Below are 17,311 nucleotides of genomic sequence, written 5' to 3' on the forward strand. Positions count from 1 at the left end.
CAGCTACATACCAACGGCCAAAGAACGTCCCCCGCGAATAGTCATCCAAAAGAGACACGCTGTCAACTTGACGGCGAGGGCCGCCCAACCAAAAACGGCAGTAAAACCCCTGACGACGGTCTTCAGGACCCACTGATACGCAGTTCGCAGACTGGAATGGCGTCCGTATGCCAGCGCCCCCACCCGTCACACCGATGACGTCAAAATCCCGGCCAACCCGCTGCACGGGACTGGCCGGGATTCTTGAACTCAGGCGTTGAGCGCGGTGCCCTTCGAGCCGAGACGCTCACAAGCCTCGACGACGCGAGCCGCCATGCCGGCCTCGGCCTTCTTGCCCCACGAACGCGGGTCGTACATCTTCTTGTTGCCGACCTCACCGTCGATCTTCAACATGCCGTTGTAGTTGGAGAACATATGGTCGACGACCGGACGGGAGAACGCGTACTGGGTGTCGGTGTCAACGTTCATCTTGATGACGCCGTAGGACACCGCGTCGGCGATTTCCTGCGCGGTCGAGCCGGAACCACCGTGGAAGACGAGGTCGAACGGCTTGTCCTTGCCGTACTTCTTGCCGCACTCGTCCTGGATTTCCTTGAGGATCTGCGGACGCAGCTTGACGTAGCCGGGCTTGTAGGCACCGTGGACGTTGCCGAAGGTGAGAGCGGTGATGTAGCGGCCCTTCTCGCCCAAGCCGAGAACCTCAAGGGTACGCATACCGTCAGCAACGGTGGTGTACAGCTTCTCGTTGATCTCACCGGTAACGCCGTCTTCCTCGCCACCAACAGCGCCAACCTCAATCTCGAGGATGAGCTTGGCCTTCGAGGTACGCGAAAGCAGTTCCTCGGCAATCTTCAGGTTCTCCTCGACCTCGATAGCCGAACCGTCCCACATATGGGAGTTGAACAGCGGGTCCTGGCCCTTGTCGACGCGCTCCTGCGAGATAGCGATGAGCGGATTGACGTACTTGTCCAGCTTCTCCTTCTGGCAGTGGTCCGTGTGCAGAGCCACGTTGATCGGGTACTTCTTGGCGACGACGTGGGCGTACTCGGCGAGAGCGACTGCACCGGTAACCATGTCCTTGACCTTCTGGCCCGACAGGTACTCAGCGCCGCCGGTGGAGATCTGGACGATACCGTCGGAACCAGCCTCGGTGAAGCCCTGGAGAGCGGCGTTGAGGGTCTGGGAGGAGGTCACATTGATAGCCGGGTACGCGAAGCCCTTCTCCTTCGCGCGGTCGATCATCTCGCCGTAAACCTCGGGTGTTGCGATGGGCATATTGCGCCTTCCTTTATGAAATCGCGATGACGAGACCTATTCTTCCCCATTCGGTCCAGTGATGTCAGTCCAGACCCCCGGGGCGCTCAACGGGGTTGCGCAACGCGCCTCACTCTGCGGCCCCCACCTGCTCGACACGTACCTGACCCTTGGAGGCTGTAGAAACTGCGGCGTCAATGTCAGCTGGCGGACGATCCAGCCACGACAGCGGAACCTCCCATTGGCGGCCGTCGTGACCATTGACCACGAGGCCAGGACCCGAGCCGATGGACGACCCACCCACCTTGATGGATGCCACGTCATTCCAGCCGATCTCATCCATGTCCGGCGCGGCGGAATCGTCGTCACCGGCGCGCAGCATTCGTCGCAGACTCAAACCACCGGGAGCGACGATGAGAGCAGGCCCTTCCCCGACGTCGAGGAGGTCCTTACGAGCAGCGTGCAGTCGAAGATTCTGGATGATGAAGAGCACCAGAAACAACACCACCCAGGCGCCAAGCATCCACATCAGGGTTGACAGTTCAAAGGCGTCAGCTGTCAACCCCCACAGCAGACCACCGATGATGACAACCCCGAGAGTCTGTATCGCAAGACGGAACCTCGTCGCGTAATGGTGGGCAACCCGGGAAGCACTGGGCACTGGATTGAATGCCACCACCAGGTGCGCCGAATCCTCGGTGGGTTGTGTGCTCATGGGACGAGCCTACGGGGTCTTGGTTTCCTCGATCAGTCGGTGGGTGATTTTGGCGCGTCGCGCCACTGCGTCGTCCAGGCGTACATCGCGATTGCGGCAGCGGCTCCGGCATTCATCGAGCGCGTCGATCCGTACTGCGTGATAGCGACCAATTGGTCACACCCTGCGACGACCTCGTTGGTCAGCCCAGGCCCTTCTGACCCGAAGACCAAGCAGCAGTCCTGCGGGAGCTGTGCCGTTTCCAAAGGCACCGATCCAGGCAGGTTGTCCACACCAACTGGGGTGACGTCATGCTCATCGAGCCATGTCAGGAAGGTAGGGACATCAGGGTGGTGGTAAACGTGCAAGTACCGATCAGTCACCATTGCGCCGCGGCGATTCCAGCGCCGCCGTCCCAAGATGTGCACGCCAGCAACGTTGAAGGCATTTGCAGTGCGCACCACTGAACCAATGTTGAAATCGTGCTCCCAATTCTGAATGGCCACGTGCAGCCGACAGCGCTGCGTATCGAGGTCAGCGACAATGGCCTCCATCGTCCAATACCGATACCGATCAACAACATTGCGTCGATCTCCTGACGCCAACAGTTCTGGATCAAGTCTCGGGTCATCAGGCCACGGTTCGGGCATAGGCCCAACACCTACGACCGTGGTCGTTTTCTGGCCAGGGATTTGCAGCGAGGGGGCCTCTACGAGGTCATCGTTGGTCGGGGCACACACGAACTAAAGATAGTCTTGACTCCATGCCGAGTCTCCTTATGACCCTCCCTGCCCTGCTCACTCCCGCCTGGATGGACCCACAGGCCATCATCCAGGGGGCCGGTGCGGCAGCACTGTGGATCGTCGCGCTGATCGTCTTCGCTGAATGCGGGCTAGCCGTGTTCTTCATGCCCGGAGACTCTCTGCTCTTCGCCTTGGGAATGTTCACCGCCGTGGGAGTCAACTCCTCCGTGCCGTTAATCCATTACGGCTCTACCACGACGACCCTCATCATCGTCAACCTTGTCCTCATCATCTGCGCCATCGCGGGAAATATCTGCGGTTACTGGATTGGATACGTGGTCGGACCCAAACTCTTCCGGGAGCGAGAAGGGTTCATGGGCAAGGTGTTTTCACCCAAGCACGTTGACACCACTCACGACTTCTTCCGCAAGCACGGGTCGGTGGCCCTCATTCTCGCCCGCTTCGTCCCAGTTGTCCGTACCTTCGTGACAATGATTGCTGGTGTGGGCCGGATGAACTTCCGTAACTTCATCACCTATACGGCTGTCGGCGGCGTCCTCTGGGTACTCATCGCTGTTCAGGCTGGGCACTTCCTGGGACAGATTCCCGTCATCCGCAACAACTTCGAGGCGGCTCTGATCCTCATCATTGTGGTGTCGGTGCTGCCGATGTTCTTCGAGTGGCTCAAGGCTCGTCGCAAGGGTCAGGCCAGCCGTCCTCAGTCAGCAGAACGTTCCAGCGTCAAGTGATACGTGGCAAGGCTAGCCAGCGCCGTGCTGCCCGGACTCTCACGAGCCCATATCGCTCCACGTCACCTGCCTACGACGCCATCTTCCCCATGCCACAGGCCACATGACCTGCCTACCAAGTCATCTGCCCCGAGCCGTTGTCTGCCAGGGCTGGCTCTGTCCCGTCTCCAGCCAGCCTTGTTCCGGAGGGTTGGCAATAATCTTGTCGCGTTCTGCGATGGCCCTCACCCACGAGTTGACTGGACCGCTCCACACCGCTGCCAGCACCACTGCCACCGCCATGACTCCCATGAGGTCCAAGCCCCCGACGAGCGCGATGGCCCGAGACAACTTCCACATCCACAGTAAGGACAGGGCTGTGAATAGGTAACGGTCAATCGCGTGGCCTCGACCCATCGTTATCGTCAGGACACAACCTGCCAGCGGGATAAGCAGGTATTCCACCCACCTGCCCGAATCCATCCCCAGGGCGAAGGTCGTCAAGATCGGGCCAAACCCCGTCTGACTCTCGCTGCGTCCAGCCGCCCACAATCCGCCGATGATGAGTGCCCACAGCGCCGAGAACCCCATGACGATGACCCGCGCCACCGTAATTGCTGTTGGCATATTTGGCAGCGGCGGCAGATGGCCGTACTGGGGGTTACTGTCAGAACTGGATGTGGCCATATTTCCATGATGTCATCCCGCTCCGACGAGTGATGGTCTCAGGAGAAGAACGTCGCTCCCCCCGCAGGCCCGGGGGAAGGCTCAACATCGTCATCACGGAAGGGCGTGGCGTCTGCGAGGAGTTTCGCTAGAGCGTCTCCTGTGATGAGCCGGAACGGGAAGGCGGCACCGCTGCACCGTCTCGTCAATTCCGGCTCGTGTAACGGTCCATTAGAGCCAGCCAGAATGATATTGCCGTAGCGACGCCCCTTGAGGGTCGACGATTCTGCGGCCAGGCAGACGTTGGTAAAGACGTCTTCAGCAGCTCTGACTACCCTCTTGGTCCACATCAGCGGGGCCGAATCGGCCAGATTCGCCACGACGATTCCGTCGTCATGGAGAATGCGAAAAACATCGGTGAAAAACTCGACGGTCACGAGATCGGCGGGCACTCTGGCACCGTCGAAGGCGTCCACAATCACAACGTCAGCAAAATCCTTGCGCATTGCGGCGATTCCTGAGCGTCCGTCAACGGGGCGCACCTTGATTCCAGAACGGGGCGGAAGCGGGGCTTTGAGACGCACTTCCTCGGTGAGCTTGACGTCAGGTTCACAGACGATTTGCGGACTGGTGGGACGGGTGAATGCCACATACCGTGCCAAGCACATTCCAGCCCCGCCGAGGTGAATGACCCGCATCCTCTCCCCCGACGGGCGATGGAGGTCGAGGTGGTCTGCGATACGTTGCATATAGTCAAACTCCAGACGAGTGGGATCGTCTGGGTCAATCCATGACTGATCGGCCCCGCCGACGCGCACAATCCATGCCCCCGGGGTGTCCCTATCCGGGATGAGGCGGTTCATCGGTTCCCCCGTCATCGATCATCCCCCAGCTTCCCGGCCTGCCAGTCATCCACCCACCTGGCGTTGTCCTTCATCCACGCCGCGATGGCAGTGTCCTGCTGCCCACCCTTGTCCGTGGTCTCGACGATGAGGTGCTCCAAACTCGACAAGTGCTCATCGTCGACCGCAAGGTTCCGGACGAGTTGGGCGGCCTTAGGATGATCCTTCTCGAACCCAGGCCGACCGAAACTGTATATCAGCTCGGCATTGGAGATGGCGTTCTTGGGATCGTCGAGGTCGCGCACCGGATACGCGTCGTAGGCCCCGATGGTCAGGTGGGTTTTTGCGTCGGATTTCATGGCGGTGATGTCGCCGGAATGCGATCCAGGGGTGCAATGGGTCCACTTCTGGTCTGGGGTCGCGCCGACGTGAGCTACCGGGGTCACCTCGCTGCCCGAGGAACGGGACCCGTTAGCAGCGTCCTCACTGCTGTTGTAGAACCCTGCTGTCCCCGAGCACCCTGCCACGCTCAGCCCGATAAAACCCGCTAGGAACGCCACGGCCACCGTCTTGTGCGACATCATTCTCCTTTCACGCGCTTGGAACGCACATATCTGCGCGGACACAGGTCCGCCTCCGACCAATTCGCGTATGCCGCTCGTGTGGGGCCGATGAGGCGGTGCTCACGCCGCTTCGTGAACCGCAGCGGTTTTCTTGGCACGCTCCCGGCTGAGGGGATCCGTAATGGCTTCCAGACCCTTACCCTCCGCGTCAACTCCCATACCCAGAGCAACCAGGCCACCGACGAGCATAATGCCGGCACCCATGAAGTATCCGACGACCAGCGGACCACGAGTGGACCCGTCACCAATGAGGTTGCCAAAGATCAGCGGGGCGATGGCTCCGGCAATCTGAGCGATCGAGAAGAAGTAGCTGATGGCCTGACCGCGTACCTCCAACGGGAAGATCTCCGAAACCGTCAGATAGGCCGAGGACGCCCCGGCGCTGGCGAAGAAAAAGGCCACGCACCAGAAGACCGTGTGGGTTGTCGGGGTCAAAGCGTCGCGCTGGAAGAGCACAGCGCTGGTGGCGAGGACCAGCGCCGAAATGCCATAGGTAGCAAAAATCATCTTGCGCCGACCGATGGTGTCGAAAAATCGCCCCAACAGCAGCGGGCCGAGCAGATTTCCGGCAGCGAACGGGATCATGTACAAGCCGACATCGGACTTGGCCACCGCATAGAACTTCGACAGCACAATCTCGTAGGTGAAGAAAATGGCGTTGTAGAGGAAGGACTGAGTGACCATGAGGGTGACGCCCAGCACCGTGCGTTTCCAGTAACGCTTGATGAAAACCTCGAACAGCTGTGAACCGGCCTCCTTGAACTCCGCCCACCACTGTGCGAAGCTCCTGTGCCCTTGACGCCGTACCTCAGGTTCCAGGGTGATCGCCTGGTCATCACTGACGGGCTCCAGCTGGTGACCGGATTCCTCAACGTCCTTCTCGATTCCCGAGACGATGGCCTCGGCCTCGTTGCCGTAGCCGTGAGACAGCATCCAGCGCGGGGACTCCGGGATGTGCTTGCGGATGAAGATCAGCACAATGCCGAGGACCGGACCAATGAAGAAGCCGATACGCCAGCCCCAGAACTCCGCGACCTTGGTTGGGTCAAGCAGGTAGATCGTCGCCACCGAACCGAGCATGACGCCGCCCCAGTAGGTGCCGTTGACGGCCAAGTCCACTCGGCCTCGATAGCGGGCCGGGATGAGTTCATCGATGGCCGAGTTGATCGCCGAGTACTCCCCGCCGATACCTGCTCCGGCGATGAAACGAAACAGGTAAAGGAACCACATTGAGAAGGACAACCCAGCGATACCGGACCCCAGCAAGTACACCAGCAGAGTCAGGGTGAACAGTTTCTTGCGGCCAATGCGGTCGGTGAGTTTGCCGAAAAACAGTGCGCCGAGCACTTGGCCGAGAAGGTAGAAGGTGGCTGCCGCAGTGACCTCAGCCGTCGACATTCCCAGCGGTTTAGCGAAGCCATTCGCTGCAACAATTTGGACCTCGATACCGTCGAGAATCCATGCCGTTCCGAGTCCAACGATGACCATGGTGTGAAATTTCGACCACGGCAGCCGATCAATGCGGGCTGGAACGAGTGACGTGATCGTTCGATCAGCTGTTGGGGCCTTGGGCACGGTGTCCTCCTGTGGGGTGGAATGACTTCAGCAGGCTATACGCACACCTTGCACACAATCGTGTGAAAAATAACAAAAGTGGCGTTGGTCGACATCACCAACGCCACTTCAAACCGCCACAATGCGGCCAAAACCCTCCGTTCGCTTTTAGAGAATGACGATTCCGTCTTTGCCCTCATTAACATCAAAGGTGACGGTGTCGCCTTCTACGACTTCACCGGCAAGCACCTTGCGAGCCAGCTGGTCCTCGATGGTCGTCTGCACCAACCGACGCAACGGTCGGGCACCGTAAACCGGATCGAATCCCGTGGTCGCGAGCCACTCCTTCGCAGCAGCAGTGGTCTCGACGGTGATCCTGCGATCAGCGAGCCTCGAGTTCAACTTGGCCAGGTTCGTCTCGACGATCCGGGCCAAATCCTCGCGCGACAACGGGTCGAACATCACGACGTCGTCCAGTCGGTTGAGGAACTCCGGACGGAATGCCGCCCGCACAGCATTCATCACGCCTTCATGTTTGGCGTCGTCGTCGAGTTTCGGGTCCGAGAGGAATTGGCTACCGAGGTTGCTCGTCAGCACCAGGATGGTGTTGCGGAAGTCAACCGTGCGTCCCTGACCATCGGTGAGGCGGCCATCGTCAAGGACCTGCAGCAGGATGTTGAAGACGTCCGGATGGGCCTTCTCCACCTCGTCGAGCAGGATGACCGAATACGGGCGTCGCCGGACGGCCTCCGTGAGCTGGCCACCTTCCTCGTACCCGACGTAGCCCGGAGGGGCACCGACCAGACGCGAGACAGAGTGCTTTTCCATGTACTCACTCATGTCGATACGGACCATGGCAGTTTCGTCGTCAAAGAGGAACTCCGCCAGCGACTTGGCCAGCTCGGTTTTACCGACGCCAGTAGGCCCAAGGAACAGGAAGGAGCCAGTGGGACGATTCGGGTCCGAGATACCAGCCCTGGAGCGACGCACCGCGTCCGAGACCGTCTTGACGGCCCGATCTTGACCAATGAGACGTTCGTGAAGGCGTTGCTCCATGTGCAGCAACTTCTCCTGCTCGCCCTGCATCATCCGACCCACTGGAATGCCTGTCCACGAGGAGACGACCTCAGCAATGTCAGAGGTGCCGACCTCCTCCGAGACCATCCGAGGTGTTTCTTCTTCCGCCTTGTGAGCGGCCTCGGCTTCCTTCTCCAAGGCCGGTATCTGGCCGTACAGAATCTCAGAGGCTTTCCCGAAGTCCCCCTCACGCTGGTATTTCTCAGCCGTGGTACGCAGCTGGTCAATGCGAGTTTTGAGCTCACCGACCTGGTTGAGGCTGGTTTTCTCAGCCTCCCACCGGTTCTCGAGCCCGCGCAAGGTCTCCTCCTTGTCGGCCATCTCGGCGCGCAGCCTCTCCAGACGCTGCTTGCTGGCTGGGTCTTCCTCCTTTTCGACGGCAAAAATCTCCATCTTCATACGGTCAACTTCACGACGCAGAGTGTCGATCTCCTCCGGGGAGGAGTCAATTTCCATACGGAGTCGCGACGCTGCCTCGTCAATAAGGTCAATAGCCTTGTCAGGAAGCTGACGAGCGGTGATGTACCGGTTCGACAGACTGGCAGCCGCGACCAGCGCACCGTCGGTAATGCGCACCTTGTGGTGGGCCTCGTAACGTTCCCGCAAACCGCGCAGGATGGCGATGGTGTCCTCCACCGAGGGTTCACCGACGAAGACCTGCTGGAAACGACGCTCCAGAGCGGGGTCTTTCTCGATGTGTTCCCGATACTCGTCGAGGGTAGTAGCGCCGATCATCCGCAACTCACCTCGAGCCAGCATGGGCTTGAGCATATTTCCAGCGTCCATCGCTCCTTCGCCGGAAGCTCCGGCACCGACGACAGTGTGCAATTCGTCGATGAAGGTGATGATCTGACCCTCGGCCTCCTTGATCTCGTTGAGAACTGCCTTGAGTCGTTCCTCGAATTCGCCACGGTACTTGGCACCCGCCACCATCGACGACAGATCAAGGGAGACGACGCGGCGACCTTTCAGGGAGTCAGGGACATCCCCGGCGACAACACGCTGAGCCAACCCCTCGACGACGGCTGTCTTGCCGACTCCGGGTTCACCGATGAGGACCGGGTTGTTCTTGGTGCGTCGCGCCAGCACCTGAACGACACGCCGGATTTCCTGGTCACGGCCAATTACGGGGTCAAGCTTGCCGGCGCGGGCACGTTCGGTGAGGTCAACGGAGTATTTGGCCAGGGCAGACTCGCCGCCCTCGGACTCCTCGGAGGTGACGCGACGGTCACCGCGACCCTCGTTGAACGCGGCTGCCAGGGAATCGGGCTTCAGCCCAAGATTGGCCAGACCACTTTGGACGTCGGAGGGTACTGCCGTCAAGGAGATGAGGAGGTGCTCGGTGGCGACGAAGGAATCACCCATGGCCTCCGCACGATTCTGCGCGTCAGCGATGACCCGGGCGAACGCACCGGAGAGCTGCGGCTGGGCAACCGAGGCCCCCGAGCTCGACGGCAGGGCACGCATGGCCGTGGTAGCGACGGAGTCGACTCGCTGCGGGTCAATACCGAGACCGGCTACCAGCGGACCGACGGTGTTGTCCGGAATAGTGAACAGTGCGTGAAGAAGATGCGAAGGCTCCACGGACGGATTCCCGTGGGCCAACGCGTGCCGGGTGGCGGCAGTGACCGCGTCACGGCTCATCGTGGTGAGATTAGTGTCCATCACTTGCCTCGCTGAAGTTGAGTACCTATGACTCAAGTATGACCCCTCAGGGAGCACAGTCAAGTGAGGTTGAGTCCTATCGACTCAACTTCGCTATGGGCAGATACAAGACCCCCACCCCAGCCCAAAACCCCTACATCATGCGGAAACCCGACCGAGCGTGACGAACTTAAGGGCAAAAATGGCGAAAACCGCCACATCGTGCGGAAAACCACCGCCGTACTCGAATGCCATTGGTGCGACTCGTACGGCGCGGAGTTCCGATCACAGGTGAGGCTTCACCTGGGTGTTGTAGATGTCCTCAAGGGTGGAGCGCAGTGTGGTCATGGCGGTTTCAGCACGGTGCCCTGCTGAATGACCGAGGCAATTGCCTTGGCGATCTCCTGATCGCCACCGGGTAGGAAGACGCGGGCGTAGTCCTGCGGGCGGGTGGCGTCGAGCTGCTTGATGGCTTGGCCGATGAGCGGATTCTCCTTGAGCAACGCGGAGGTCTCGGAGTCACAAATGACGTCGAAGGAGTCTTTCTTGGACCAACCGGCACCGTAAACCCACAGGATGTTCTGCAGCGTCCACCCGGCGTAATCAGTAACCGACGGGAACTGGTAGGCGTGCTGAGCACCCGTCTTGGCGTCCTGCAGCTTCTTGGCCCAGACTTTCCACTCATCCCAGGTCTTTGGGGCACGGTCGGGCAGACCAGCGGCCTTGAAGTGATTTTTGTTGTAGTAGAACAGCGGAGTCGAACGACAGAATGGCCCGCGCGATGTCTCGCCCCAGCAACTGACGATTGAGGACGAGAGCCAGGCCCAATCCGATGAGCATTGAGAATCCGACGGTGGCGACAGTAAAGATAAGGGTCGTCGTCAAGACCGTTCCGGCGTCGTGAGTGAAGAACTCCACATAGTTTTGCAACCCGACCCAGGTGGCGTTGGCGGAGCCGAGGGTCCAGTCAAGGGCCGAATAGTAGATGTTCAACAAGAACGGTCGGTACACAAACAGTGCAATGAGAAGCGCGTTCGGGGCCACAAACGCCAAAAAGAGCAATGCCTCCCGCCGCACTCTGCGACTCGGGCGGCGTTTCGATCCCTGCTGTGGCGTAGCTGCGGAGCTGGTCACCGTCGCGGACGTGACCGGCAGTGCTGGATCTGGCGACAGAAGCTCCGTCACTGCAACCGACGTCGCACCCATCGGCACGGCCTCGTCGACTCCGATGTTCACACGTCCTCCTCAGGGTCTTCCTGCCACCCTCTGAACGGCGGCACCGGGGATGGACGTTAGGAAGCTGAGATAACGTCACTCCAATGATCCGATGACATGGAGACGATCCCGAGGTGAACTCTTATACCGGGAAATCGGGACATCACACCGATGAACGTCGCGCCGATGATCCCTCCGCGTGATAAAAGCGGCACTATTACATTTTCTCATGGACATTTACCCATGACCATTAACCCACGGCGCATTAACCCAGGTATATTGATGGGCGAGAACCTATTTTGCACACCTTGTCAATCGGACAATAGTTTTTCAATTTTTTGGGCCGTATCTTGCCAATCCGTGACAGCAATACAGGGAATCCCCATGGCCTTGACGGGGTAGTCGTTGCCGTGCTCATCGAGACGGTCGCCGTAGAAAAGGACGTCCTCCTTGGCCACATTCGTCATCCCGAGCAACCTACCCATCCCGAAAGACTTGTCCCGGCCAACGCGGGTGATGTCGATCGAGGTAGACCCGCCCGCACGCACTTCGAGGTCTGGAAGTTTCGCCGCGACGACCTCGCGCAGTTTCAGCTTTTTCTCGCCGCTGGGGTCCCATGCCTTCTTCGCGTCAACCGGGGCTTGCTGCCCGAGCGCGGAAAAGGTGATCTGAGATTCGCGGTCCTCCAACACCGGTCCCCAGGTGTGTTCCTCCCAGAACCCCAAGTCACGGGCGGAAGCCTCAACGGCCTCGGTGGCACGCGACTTCTCGTCCTCGCTCAGAGCCTCAACGTAAATACGTTGCCATTCGTCCCCAACGCGGCGGTAATACTGAGTGCCGCAGGCCGGGAGCAGGTGCAGACGGTCCAAATGGATGGCGTTGACGTCCTCCAGCGCCTTGACGACCTGAACACGGAACTGACCAAACTGGCCACCGGAGATGACGCAAACGCTCGTACGTTCCAGAAGACGCGCGAGGATATGCGCCATCGGCTCCCGGAGGCGGGACTTGGAGGGGGCCAAAGTGCCGTCAAGATCGAACGCAACAAGTTTGGGAAACACGGGGAGACTATACAAGGCGGAGGGGCCTCCTTACCGCCCCCAACGTTGCAGCAAACGTCGTTGCGTACCCCCTAAGAGCGCAAGTGAGAATAGTTGGCGCAACTGAAAACCCCGAGCACCTCCGAAAAACAGGCATCTCCGAAAACCAGGTACGACAACGGACCCGCGAGTTTCCTCACGGGTCCGTCGCACGACGAAGGGTCAGGACACCGAAGCAGCGTAAATCGAATCGATGGAGCTGTGGAGGGTCTCGTCGAACTCCCGCTGAGACTGATCGTGGCTCAGTCCCTCAGCCAGAGCACGCGAGAAGCTCGCGATCAGTCCATGGTTGCGGGCCAGCTTCTCATTGGCCTCATCACGGGAATAACCGCCGGACAGAGCGACGACGCGAAGAACCTTCGGATCTGCGATGAAATCCGCGTACAGGTCGTCAGTCGTCGGGATCGTCAGCTTCAACATGATCTTGGCGTCCAGGGGCAGAGAATCAATGTGCTCCCGGATGAGATTGTGCAGCCTCTCCTCCGCCTTCTGCTTATTCGGGGCGTGGATGTCGACCTCGGGCTCAAGAATCGGGACCAGCCCAGCGGCGCGGACCTGCTCACCAAGCTCGAACTGCTGATCGACGATCTTCTTAATGCCATCTTTGTCGTCGTCAAGGATGACGGAACGCTCCTTGGTGCCGAAGATGTGCTTCTCCTCGACGGCGCGATGAAGTAGCTCATCAAGACCGGGTATCGGCTTCATGACGCGGACGTGGGATTCCTCGTCAGCCAAGCCCTTGTCAATCTTGAGGAACGGGACGATTCCCTTCTTCTGCCACAGGAAATCGCCGGTGGGCATTCCCTCGATCTCACGATCCATGGTCATCTCAAACAGGATCGCGGCAAGAATATGGTCGCTGGTGAACGATGGGCTGGTGATGATCCTGGTCCGCATCTCATGGACCAAATCGAACATTTTGTCCTTGTCATCACCATAGACCTCAGGCTCGACCCCATACGCCTTGAGGGCCTTCGGGGTGGAACCGCCAGACTGGTCCAGAGCGGCAATGAATCCGGGCGCAGTTCCCATACGCTCAGTCTGTTGGGTATGCGCGTCAGTAGCTGTCATAGCGACATCTCCTTCGACTTCGATGGCATCTTCCAACGTACTCGCAAAAGTGGGCCAAAAAAGCCCTAGCGAGGTATTTCGTGCCACCCTCGCGCCATCCTCACCAGCCCGGGAGCGCGACGATTTCCAATGGTGATCCGGTCAACCGTGATGGCGATGAGCGTGGCAGATCCAGTGTCAGTCATCGTCTGGACAAAGCCATGCAAAACGGGACCTGGAATTGTGAGCTGAGGGGCTCCTTCACTGCTGGGTATCCACTCGGTTCCGGCGAAGTGGTCCGTGCCCGGTGCCGCAAAAGCGTCTGCCACATCAATTCGGTCCGCGTCAAGCATATGGACGATGACGCGCGACCCCTCATCCAAAGCCGCCAAAGTTGTCGAGCCGTTACCCAAAGACACCGAGACGACGGCTGGCGTGATCGATACCGACGCCAAGGAAGATACCGTCAACCCCTCCGGTCCGGCGGCACCCATCGTCGTCAAAATAGCCACGCCGGCAGGATGTCCACGGAAAGCGGTCGCCAGATCACTGCCCAACCCGTCCAGATCACTGCCCAATTCGTCAGTGGTGTTCCCCGTCACCCCACTGAGTGTGTCACCATTCTCGCGGATGACGCCAGACAATTTCACTCAGAGATCACTTACCCCATGAGTGTCGCGACAACGAGGACAACGTTGAGGGCCGACACCGTAACCACTACCGTCCACGCAATGACCCTCATGAGGCGGCCATTCGCCCACTGACCCATCAGCCGCCGGTCCCCTGTAAACCGTGCCAGCGGAACGAGAGCCAGCGGCAGCCCCATGCTCAAGAGAACCTGGCTGAAGACGAGGGCTCTCGTCGGATTCGCCCCTGACGCCAACAAAACGAGAGCCGGGATGATTGTCACCAGACGCCGTACCAGCATCGGCACTCGCATATGGAGCAGCCCCGCCATAATCTCGGCTCCGGCGTAGGCACCCACCGACGTCGAGGCCAAACCCGACGCGAGCAGCCCAACAGCAAAGATGACCCCGATTGCCTGACCCAGCGAATCGCTGATAGCCGCATGGGCCTCGGCGATACCGTCAATTCCTTCGACTCCTTGCAGACTTGCCGCAGCCAACAACAACATCGCAATGTTGACCGACCCAGCCAGCACCAGGGACACCGCGACATCCCACCGTGTCGCTTTGAGCAGCCTCGTGATCCGGCCTGGACGCTCATTCACACCGTGGCGATCTCGCACGAGCGAGGAATGCATATAGACCGCGTGTGGCATGACCGTGGCACCCAGCATGGATGTGGCCAACATGACAGTCTCGCTGCCCTCGAACTTTGGCACCAAGCCGGAGGCAACTCCGCTCCACGACACCGGCGAAAACGCCAAACCAGCTGTGAAACCAATGGTGATGATGACGAGCATTCCGATGATGACGATCTCGAAGGTGCGCTGGCCATGACGAGACGGGATTGCCAGAATCACCAGCGACGCCGCACCTGTGATGAGACCTCCGGCAAGCAGAGGCAGCCCGAAGAGCAGCTGCAAGGCCACTGCCCCGCCGATGACCTCAGCCAAATCCGTCGCAGCCGCGACCAACTCAGCCTGAAACCAAAAGGCCAACCGGCTGCCTCGACGTGGCAAGGCTTCTCCAACAAGTTCCGGGAGGGACTGCCCCGTGACCAACCCCAGCTTGGCTGACAGATACTGCACCAGCATTGCCATGACGTTGGCTATCACAAGCACCCACACCAGCAAGTAGCCATAACCGGCCCCCGCCGACAGGTTCGCAGCAACGTTCCCGGGATCGACGTACGCCACGGCAGCAACAAAGGCTGGGCCCATCAGGCGTATCAGTCGGGAACGGTTCTGCACATCGCAATCATGGCCCCTTGGACAACAACCTCGCTAAAATGCCACGGCTAACGCGCACAGTTTCGACACGAACCGAGTCATCACACGTGCTGAACCATTGCAGAATCCACCGACAGAAGGATGTGGCTCATTCGTTGTGGCCGTAGGGTCAAGAGGGTGAGCAGCACCTCCGTCCCCGCGCGTCGTCCCCCAGGACGACTCCGTCGTGGCTACCGGTGGTTGCGCGCCCGTCCCATGATCCTCGACTCGGTGTTCGCCTTCAGCGTCGTCATCGTCGGCGTACCGCCTTGGGTCTCCCGGGACCACCTCACCGCCCGCGAGGTGTGGATTGTCGTGCTGATCCTCGCGGTCGCGGTCTCCTGGGTCTGGGCACGATCGAAGCCGGAAATCACGGCGTCGGTACTAGTCATCTCGCACCTCATCGAGCTTGCGATGGCAGTCGAACCGTGGCCCCAAAACGGTCTGGTGCCGATAATCCTGTACCAACTCTCATCGAAAACCGAAAGACCACGGCGCAGTTTCTGGCTATCGCTGTGCTTCGTGGCACCGATCGCGGCAGGTGTGAGCTGGGGATTTGCCCCCTTGTACGGTCTGGATACCCGGGAGAATTTGGTGCGCGCCAGCATTATCGCGCTCGGATGCATGGGGTGTTGCTTGACGGCCTGGTTCGCAGGAAGCGCGGCACATGATCGTCGTCAAACCGTGGAGGCGCTGCGCCAGCGAGCCATTGACCTGGAACGCGAGCGGGACCAAAGCATTCGGTTGGCTGCTCAGGAAGAACGTGCCAGGATCGCACGGGATATGCACGACATCGTCGCCCATTCGTTGTCGGTCATCGTGGTACAGGCTGACGGTGGCTCCTACCTCGCCCACCATGACGAGCTTGGTGATGTCCAGACGCGCCTAGCAGCCAGCGGCCAGGCTCTCGACACCATTGCCACGACGGCCCGCCACGCCCTCGACGAAACCCGGCACCTTGTCGGTGTGCTGCGCGACGACAGCTCCGCCCCCGAGCTAGCACCCACTCAGGGGCTTGATGACATTCCCCGTCTTGTCGAGGAGATGAGGGGCGCGCTGTCCATCAGCCTGACGATCGAGGGGGACCCCGGATGTCACGAACCCCTTTCCCAAGGTGGCGCACTGGCGTGTTACCGCATTGTCCAGGAAGCTCTCACCAACGTCCTCAAGCACGGCGGCCCGGCCGCCAATACCCAGGTCATCATCAGCCATCATCCCGACGACGTGACCTTGGAAATCCTCGATGACGGCTGCGGTGCCGGTGTGCACGGTATCGAGAGGGCCGACGGTGCCGGCCATGGCCTTGCCGGAATGCGCGAGCGAGTGTCCGTCTGGGGTGGCACCCTTGAGGTGGGAAGTCGTCCGGACCATGGATTCCGCGTCCACGCCGTCATTCCCACTCATTGACCACTTCGATTCTAAGGACCCCGCCATGCCCGACCCGATACGGCTTCTCCTGGCCGATGACCAGCAGATGGTCCGTGCCGGATTCCGCCTGGTCCTCGACGCCCAGCCCGATATGTCCGTCGTCGGGGAAGCCAACAACGGTGCCGAGGCGGTCACCCTCGTCAACGAGCTGTCGCCCGATGTCGTCCTCATGGATATTCGAATGCCCATCCTCGACGGGTTGGGAGCCACTGAAAAGATCATGGCCACCCATCCCGAGGCCAGAATCCTCGTCCTGACGACCTTCGACCTTGACGAGTATGTCCATGCCGCGCTGCGGGCTGGGGCGTCCGGATTCATGCTCAAGGACGCTGGCCCAACCGAACTACTGGCCGCCATCCGAGCAGTCCGAAACGGCGACTCTGTCGTCGCCCCGTCGGCCACTCGACGCCTCATCGAACGCTTCATCCCTCGTCAGAATGCTGCGCCCATGACAGACCCCACACTCGTCGAGTCCCTGTCCGACCGGGAGCGCGAGGTGCTCACCTGCGTTGGCGAGGGACTGACGAATGCCGAGATCGCCGAGCGGCTCTATGTCGCCGAGACGACAGTGAAGACCCACGTCGGGCACATCTTGTCCAAGCTTGGCCTGCGCGACCGGGTCTCCATGGTCATCACCGCATATGAAGCCGGGCTAGTTCGACCCGGACGTTGACCTTCAGTCAGGAAACCCCCCAGCTGGGGAGGGACACACTCCTCCTGGGGAGGGACGCAATCCTCCTGCGGTAGGAGAAGAGGAACCACACCCGAGACTGATGTGTGACGAGGGAAAACACTCATA

17 protein-coding genes are annotated in these 17,311 nt (G+C 60.1%); 3 read left to right on the top strand and 14 right to left on the bottom strand.

All coding sequences use genetic code 11. The features are described 5' to 3' along the window. Positions 1–249: 249 nt before the first annotated feature. The 3 genes from fbaA to Q4B98_RS04190 form a co-directional block, all read right to left on the bottom strand. The gene (gene fbaA, locus Q4B98_RS04180) at positions 250–1,275 is read right to left on the bottom strand and encodes a class II fructose-bisphosphate aldolase (protein WP_303195841.1); all 1,026 of its coding nucleotides are present in this window, start codon (positions 1,273–1,275) and stop codon (positions 250–252) included. 109 nt (positions 1,276–1,384) lie between these two features. Continuing rightward, entirely contained in the window at positions 1,385–1,861 is a 477-nt protein-coding gene (locus Q4B98_RS04185) for a hypothetical protein (protein WP_303196104.1), read from the bottom strand. A gap of 140 nt (positions 1,862–2,001) precedes the next feature. Beyond that, complete coding sequence (locus tag Q4B98_RS04190; RefSeq protein ID WP_303195843.1) at positions 2,002–2,598, bottom strand: TrmH family RNA methyltransferase; 597 nt, start codon at positions 2,596–2,598, stop codon at positions 2,002–2,004. 113 nt (positions 2,599–2,711) lie between these two features. On the opposite strand from Q4B98_RS04190, the gene Q4B98_RS04195 reads away from it, so the two are divergent. Then, entirely contained in the window at positions 2,712–3,440 is a 729-nt protein-coding gene (locus tag Q4B98_RS04195) for a DedA family protein (RefSeq protein ID WP_303195845.1), read from the top strand. Between the two features lie 120 nt (positions 3,441–3,560). Here Q4B98_RS04195 and Q4B98_RS04200 read toward each other — a convergent pair whose 3' ends face one another. The 11 genes from Q4B98_RS04200 to Q4B98_RS04250 all read right to left on the bottom strand — a co-directional run bounded on the left by Q4B98_RS04200 (position 3,561) and on the right by Q4B98_RS04250 (position 15,036). Further along, positions 3,561–4,046, bottom strand: a complete 486-nt coding sequence (locus tag Q4B98_RS04200; protein WP_303196105.1) for a hypothetical protein — start codon at positions 4,044–4,046, stop codon at positions 3,561–3,563. A 98-nt stretch (positions 4,047–4,144) separates the two neighbouring features. After that, on the bottom strand, positions 4,145–4,948 hold the full coding sequence (locus Q4B98_RS04205) for a spermidine synthase (RefSeq protein WP_303196106.1): 804 nt from the start codon (positions 4,946–4,948) through the stop codon (positions 4,145–4,147). Between the two features lie 11 nt (positions 4,949–4,959). Then, on the bottom strand, positions 4,960–5,511 hold the full coding sequence (locus Q4B98_RS04210) for a glycine betaine ABC transporter substrate-binding protein (RefSeq protein ID WP_303195846.1): 552 nt from the start codon (positions 5,509–5,511) through the stop codon (positions 4,960–4,962). A gap of 99 nt (positions 5,512–5,610) precedes the next feature. Continuing rightward, positions 5,611–7,038, bottom strand: a complete 1,428-nt coding sequence (locus Q4B98_RS04215; protein ID WP_303196107.1) for an MFS transporter — start codon at positions 7,036–7,038, stop codon at positions 5,611–5,613. A 234-nt stretch (positions 7,039–7,272) separates the two neighbouring features. Beyond that, positions 7,273–9,846 (bottom strand): ATP-dependent chaperone ClpB, encoded by a 2,574-nt coding sequence (gene clpB, locus Q4B98_RS04220; RefSeq protein WP_303195847.1) that lies wholly within the window; start codon positions 9,844–9,846, stop codon positions 7,273–7,275. A 323-nt stretch (positions 9,847–10,169) separates the two neighbouring features. Next, on the bottom strand, positions 10,170–10,577 hold the full coding sequence (locus tag Q4B98_RS04225) for an extracellular solute-binding protein (RefSeq protein WP_303196108.1): 408 nt from the start codon (positions 10,575–10,577) through the stop codon (positions 10,170–10,172). Further along, positions 10,507–11,061 (bottom strand): carbohydrate ABC transporter permease, encoded by a 555-nt coding sequence (locus tag Q4B98_RS04230; protein ID WP_303195848.1) that lies wholly within the window; start codon positions 11,059–11,061, stop codon positions 10,507–10,509. Before Q4B98_RS04230 ends, Q4B98_RS04225 begins: the two co-directional genes overlap by 71 nt. Before the next feature lie 290 nt (positions 11,062–11,351). Then, complete coding sequence (locus Q4B98_RS04235) at positions 11,352–12,101, bottom strand: HAD-IIB family hydrolase (protein ID WP_303195850.1); 750 nt, start codon at positions 12,099–12,101, stop codon at positions 11,352–11,354. Positions 12,102–12,302: 201 nt separating this feature from the next. Then, entirely contained in the window at positions 12,303–13,247 is a 945-nt protein-coding gene (locus Q4B98_RS04240; protein ID WP_303196109.1) for a fructose bisphosphate aldolase, read from the bottom strand. Positions 13,248–13,276: 29 nt separating this feature from the next. Continuing rightward, positions 13,277–13,792 carry a flavin reductase family protein gene (locus tag Q4B98_RS04245; protein ID WP_303195853.1) on the bottom strand — a complete coding sequence of 172 codons (516 nt, stop codon included), beginning with the start codon at positions 13,790–13,792 and terminating at the stop codon, positions 13,277–13,279. A 59-nt stretch (positions 13,793–13,851) separates the two neighbouring features. Beyond that, the gene (locus Q4B98_RS04250) at positions 13,852–15,036 is read right to left on the bottom strand and encodes an Nramp family divalent metal transporter (RefSeq protein ID WP_303196110.1); all 1,185 of its coding nucleotides are present in this window, start codon (positions 15,034–15,036) and stop codon (positions 13,852–13,854) included. A 264-nt stretch (positions 15,037–15,300) separates the two neighbouring features. Between Q4B98_RS04250 and Q4B98_RS04255 the strand changes: the two genes are divergently transcribed. After that, positions 15,301–16,491, top strand: a complete 1,191-nt coding sequence (locus Q4B98_RS04255) for a sensor histidine kinase (protein WP_303196111.1) — start codon at positions 15,301–15,303, stop codon at positions 16,489–16,491. Positions 16,492–16,516: 25 nt separating this feature from the next. Further along, positions 16,517–17,185 (top strand): response regulator transcription factor, encoded by a 669-nt coding sequence (locus tag Q4B98_RS04260; RefSeq protein ID WP_303195855.1) that lies wholly within the window; start codon positions 16,517–16,519, stop codon positions 17,183–17,185. Positions 17,186–17,311: the final 126 nt, after the last annotated feature.

Origin of the sequence: Cutibacterium sp. (assembly GCF_030525615.1) — a bacterium.
In the GTDB taxonomy this organism is placed as follows: domain Bacteria; phylum Actinomycetota; class Actinomycetes; order Propionibacteriales; family Propionibacteriaceae; genus Cutibacterium.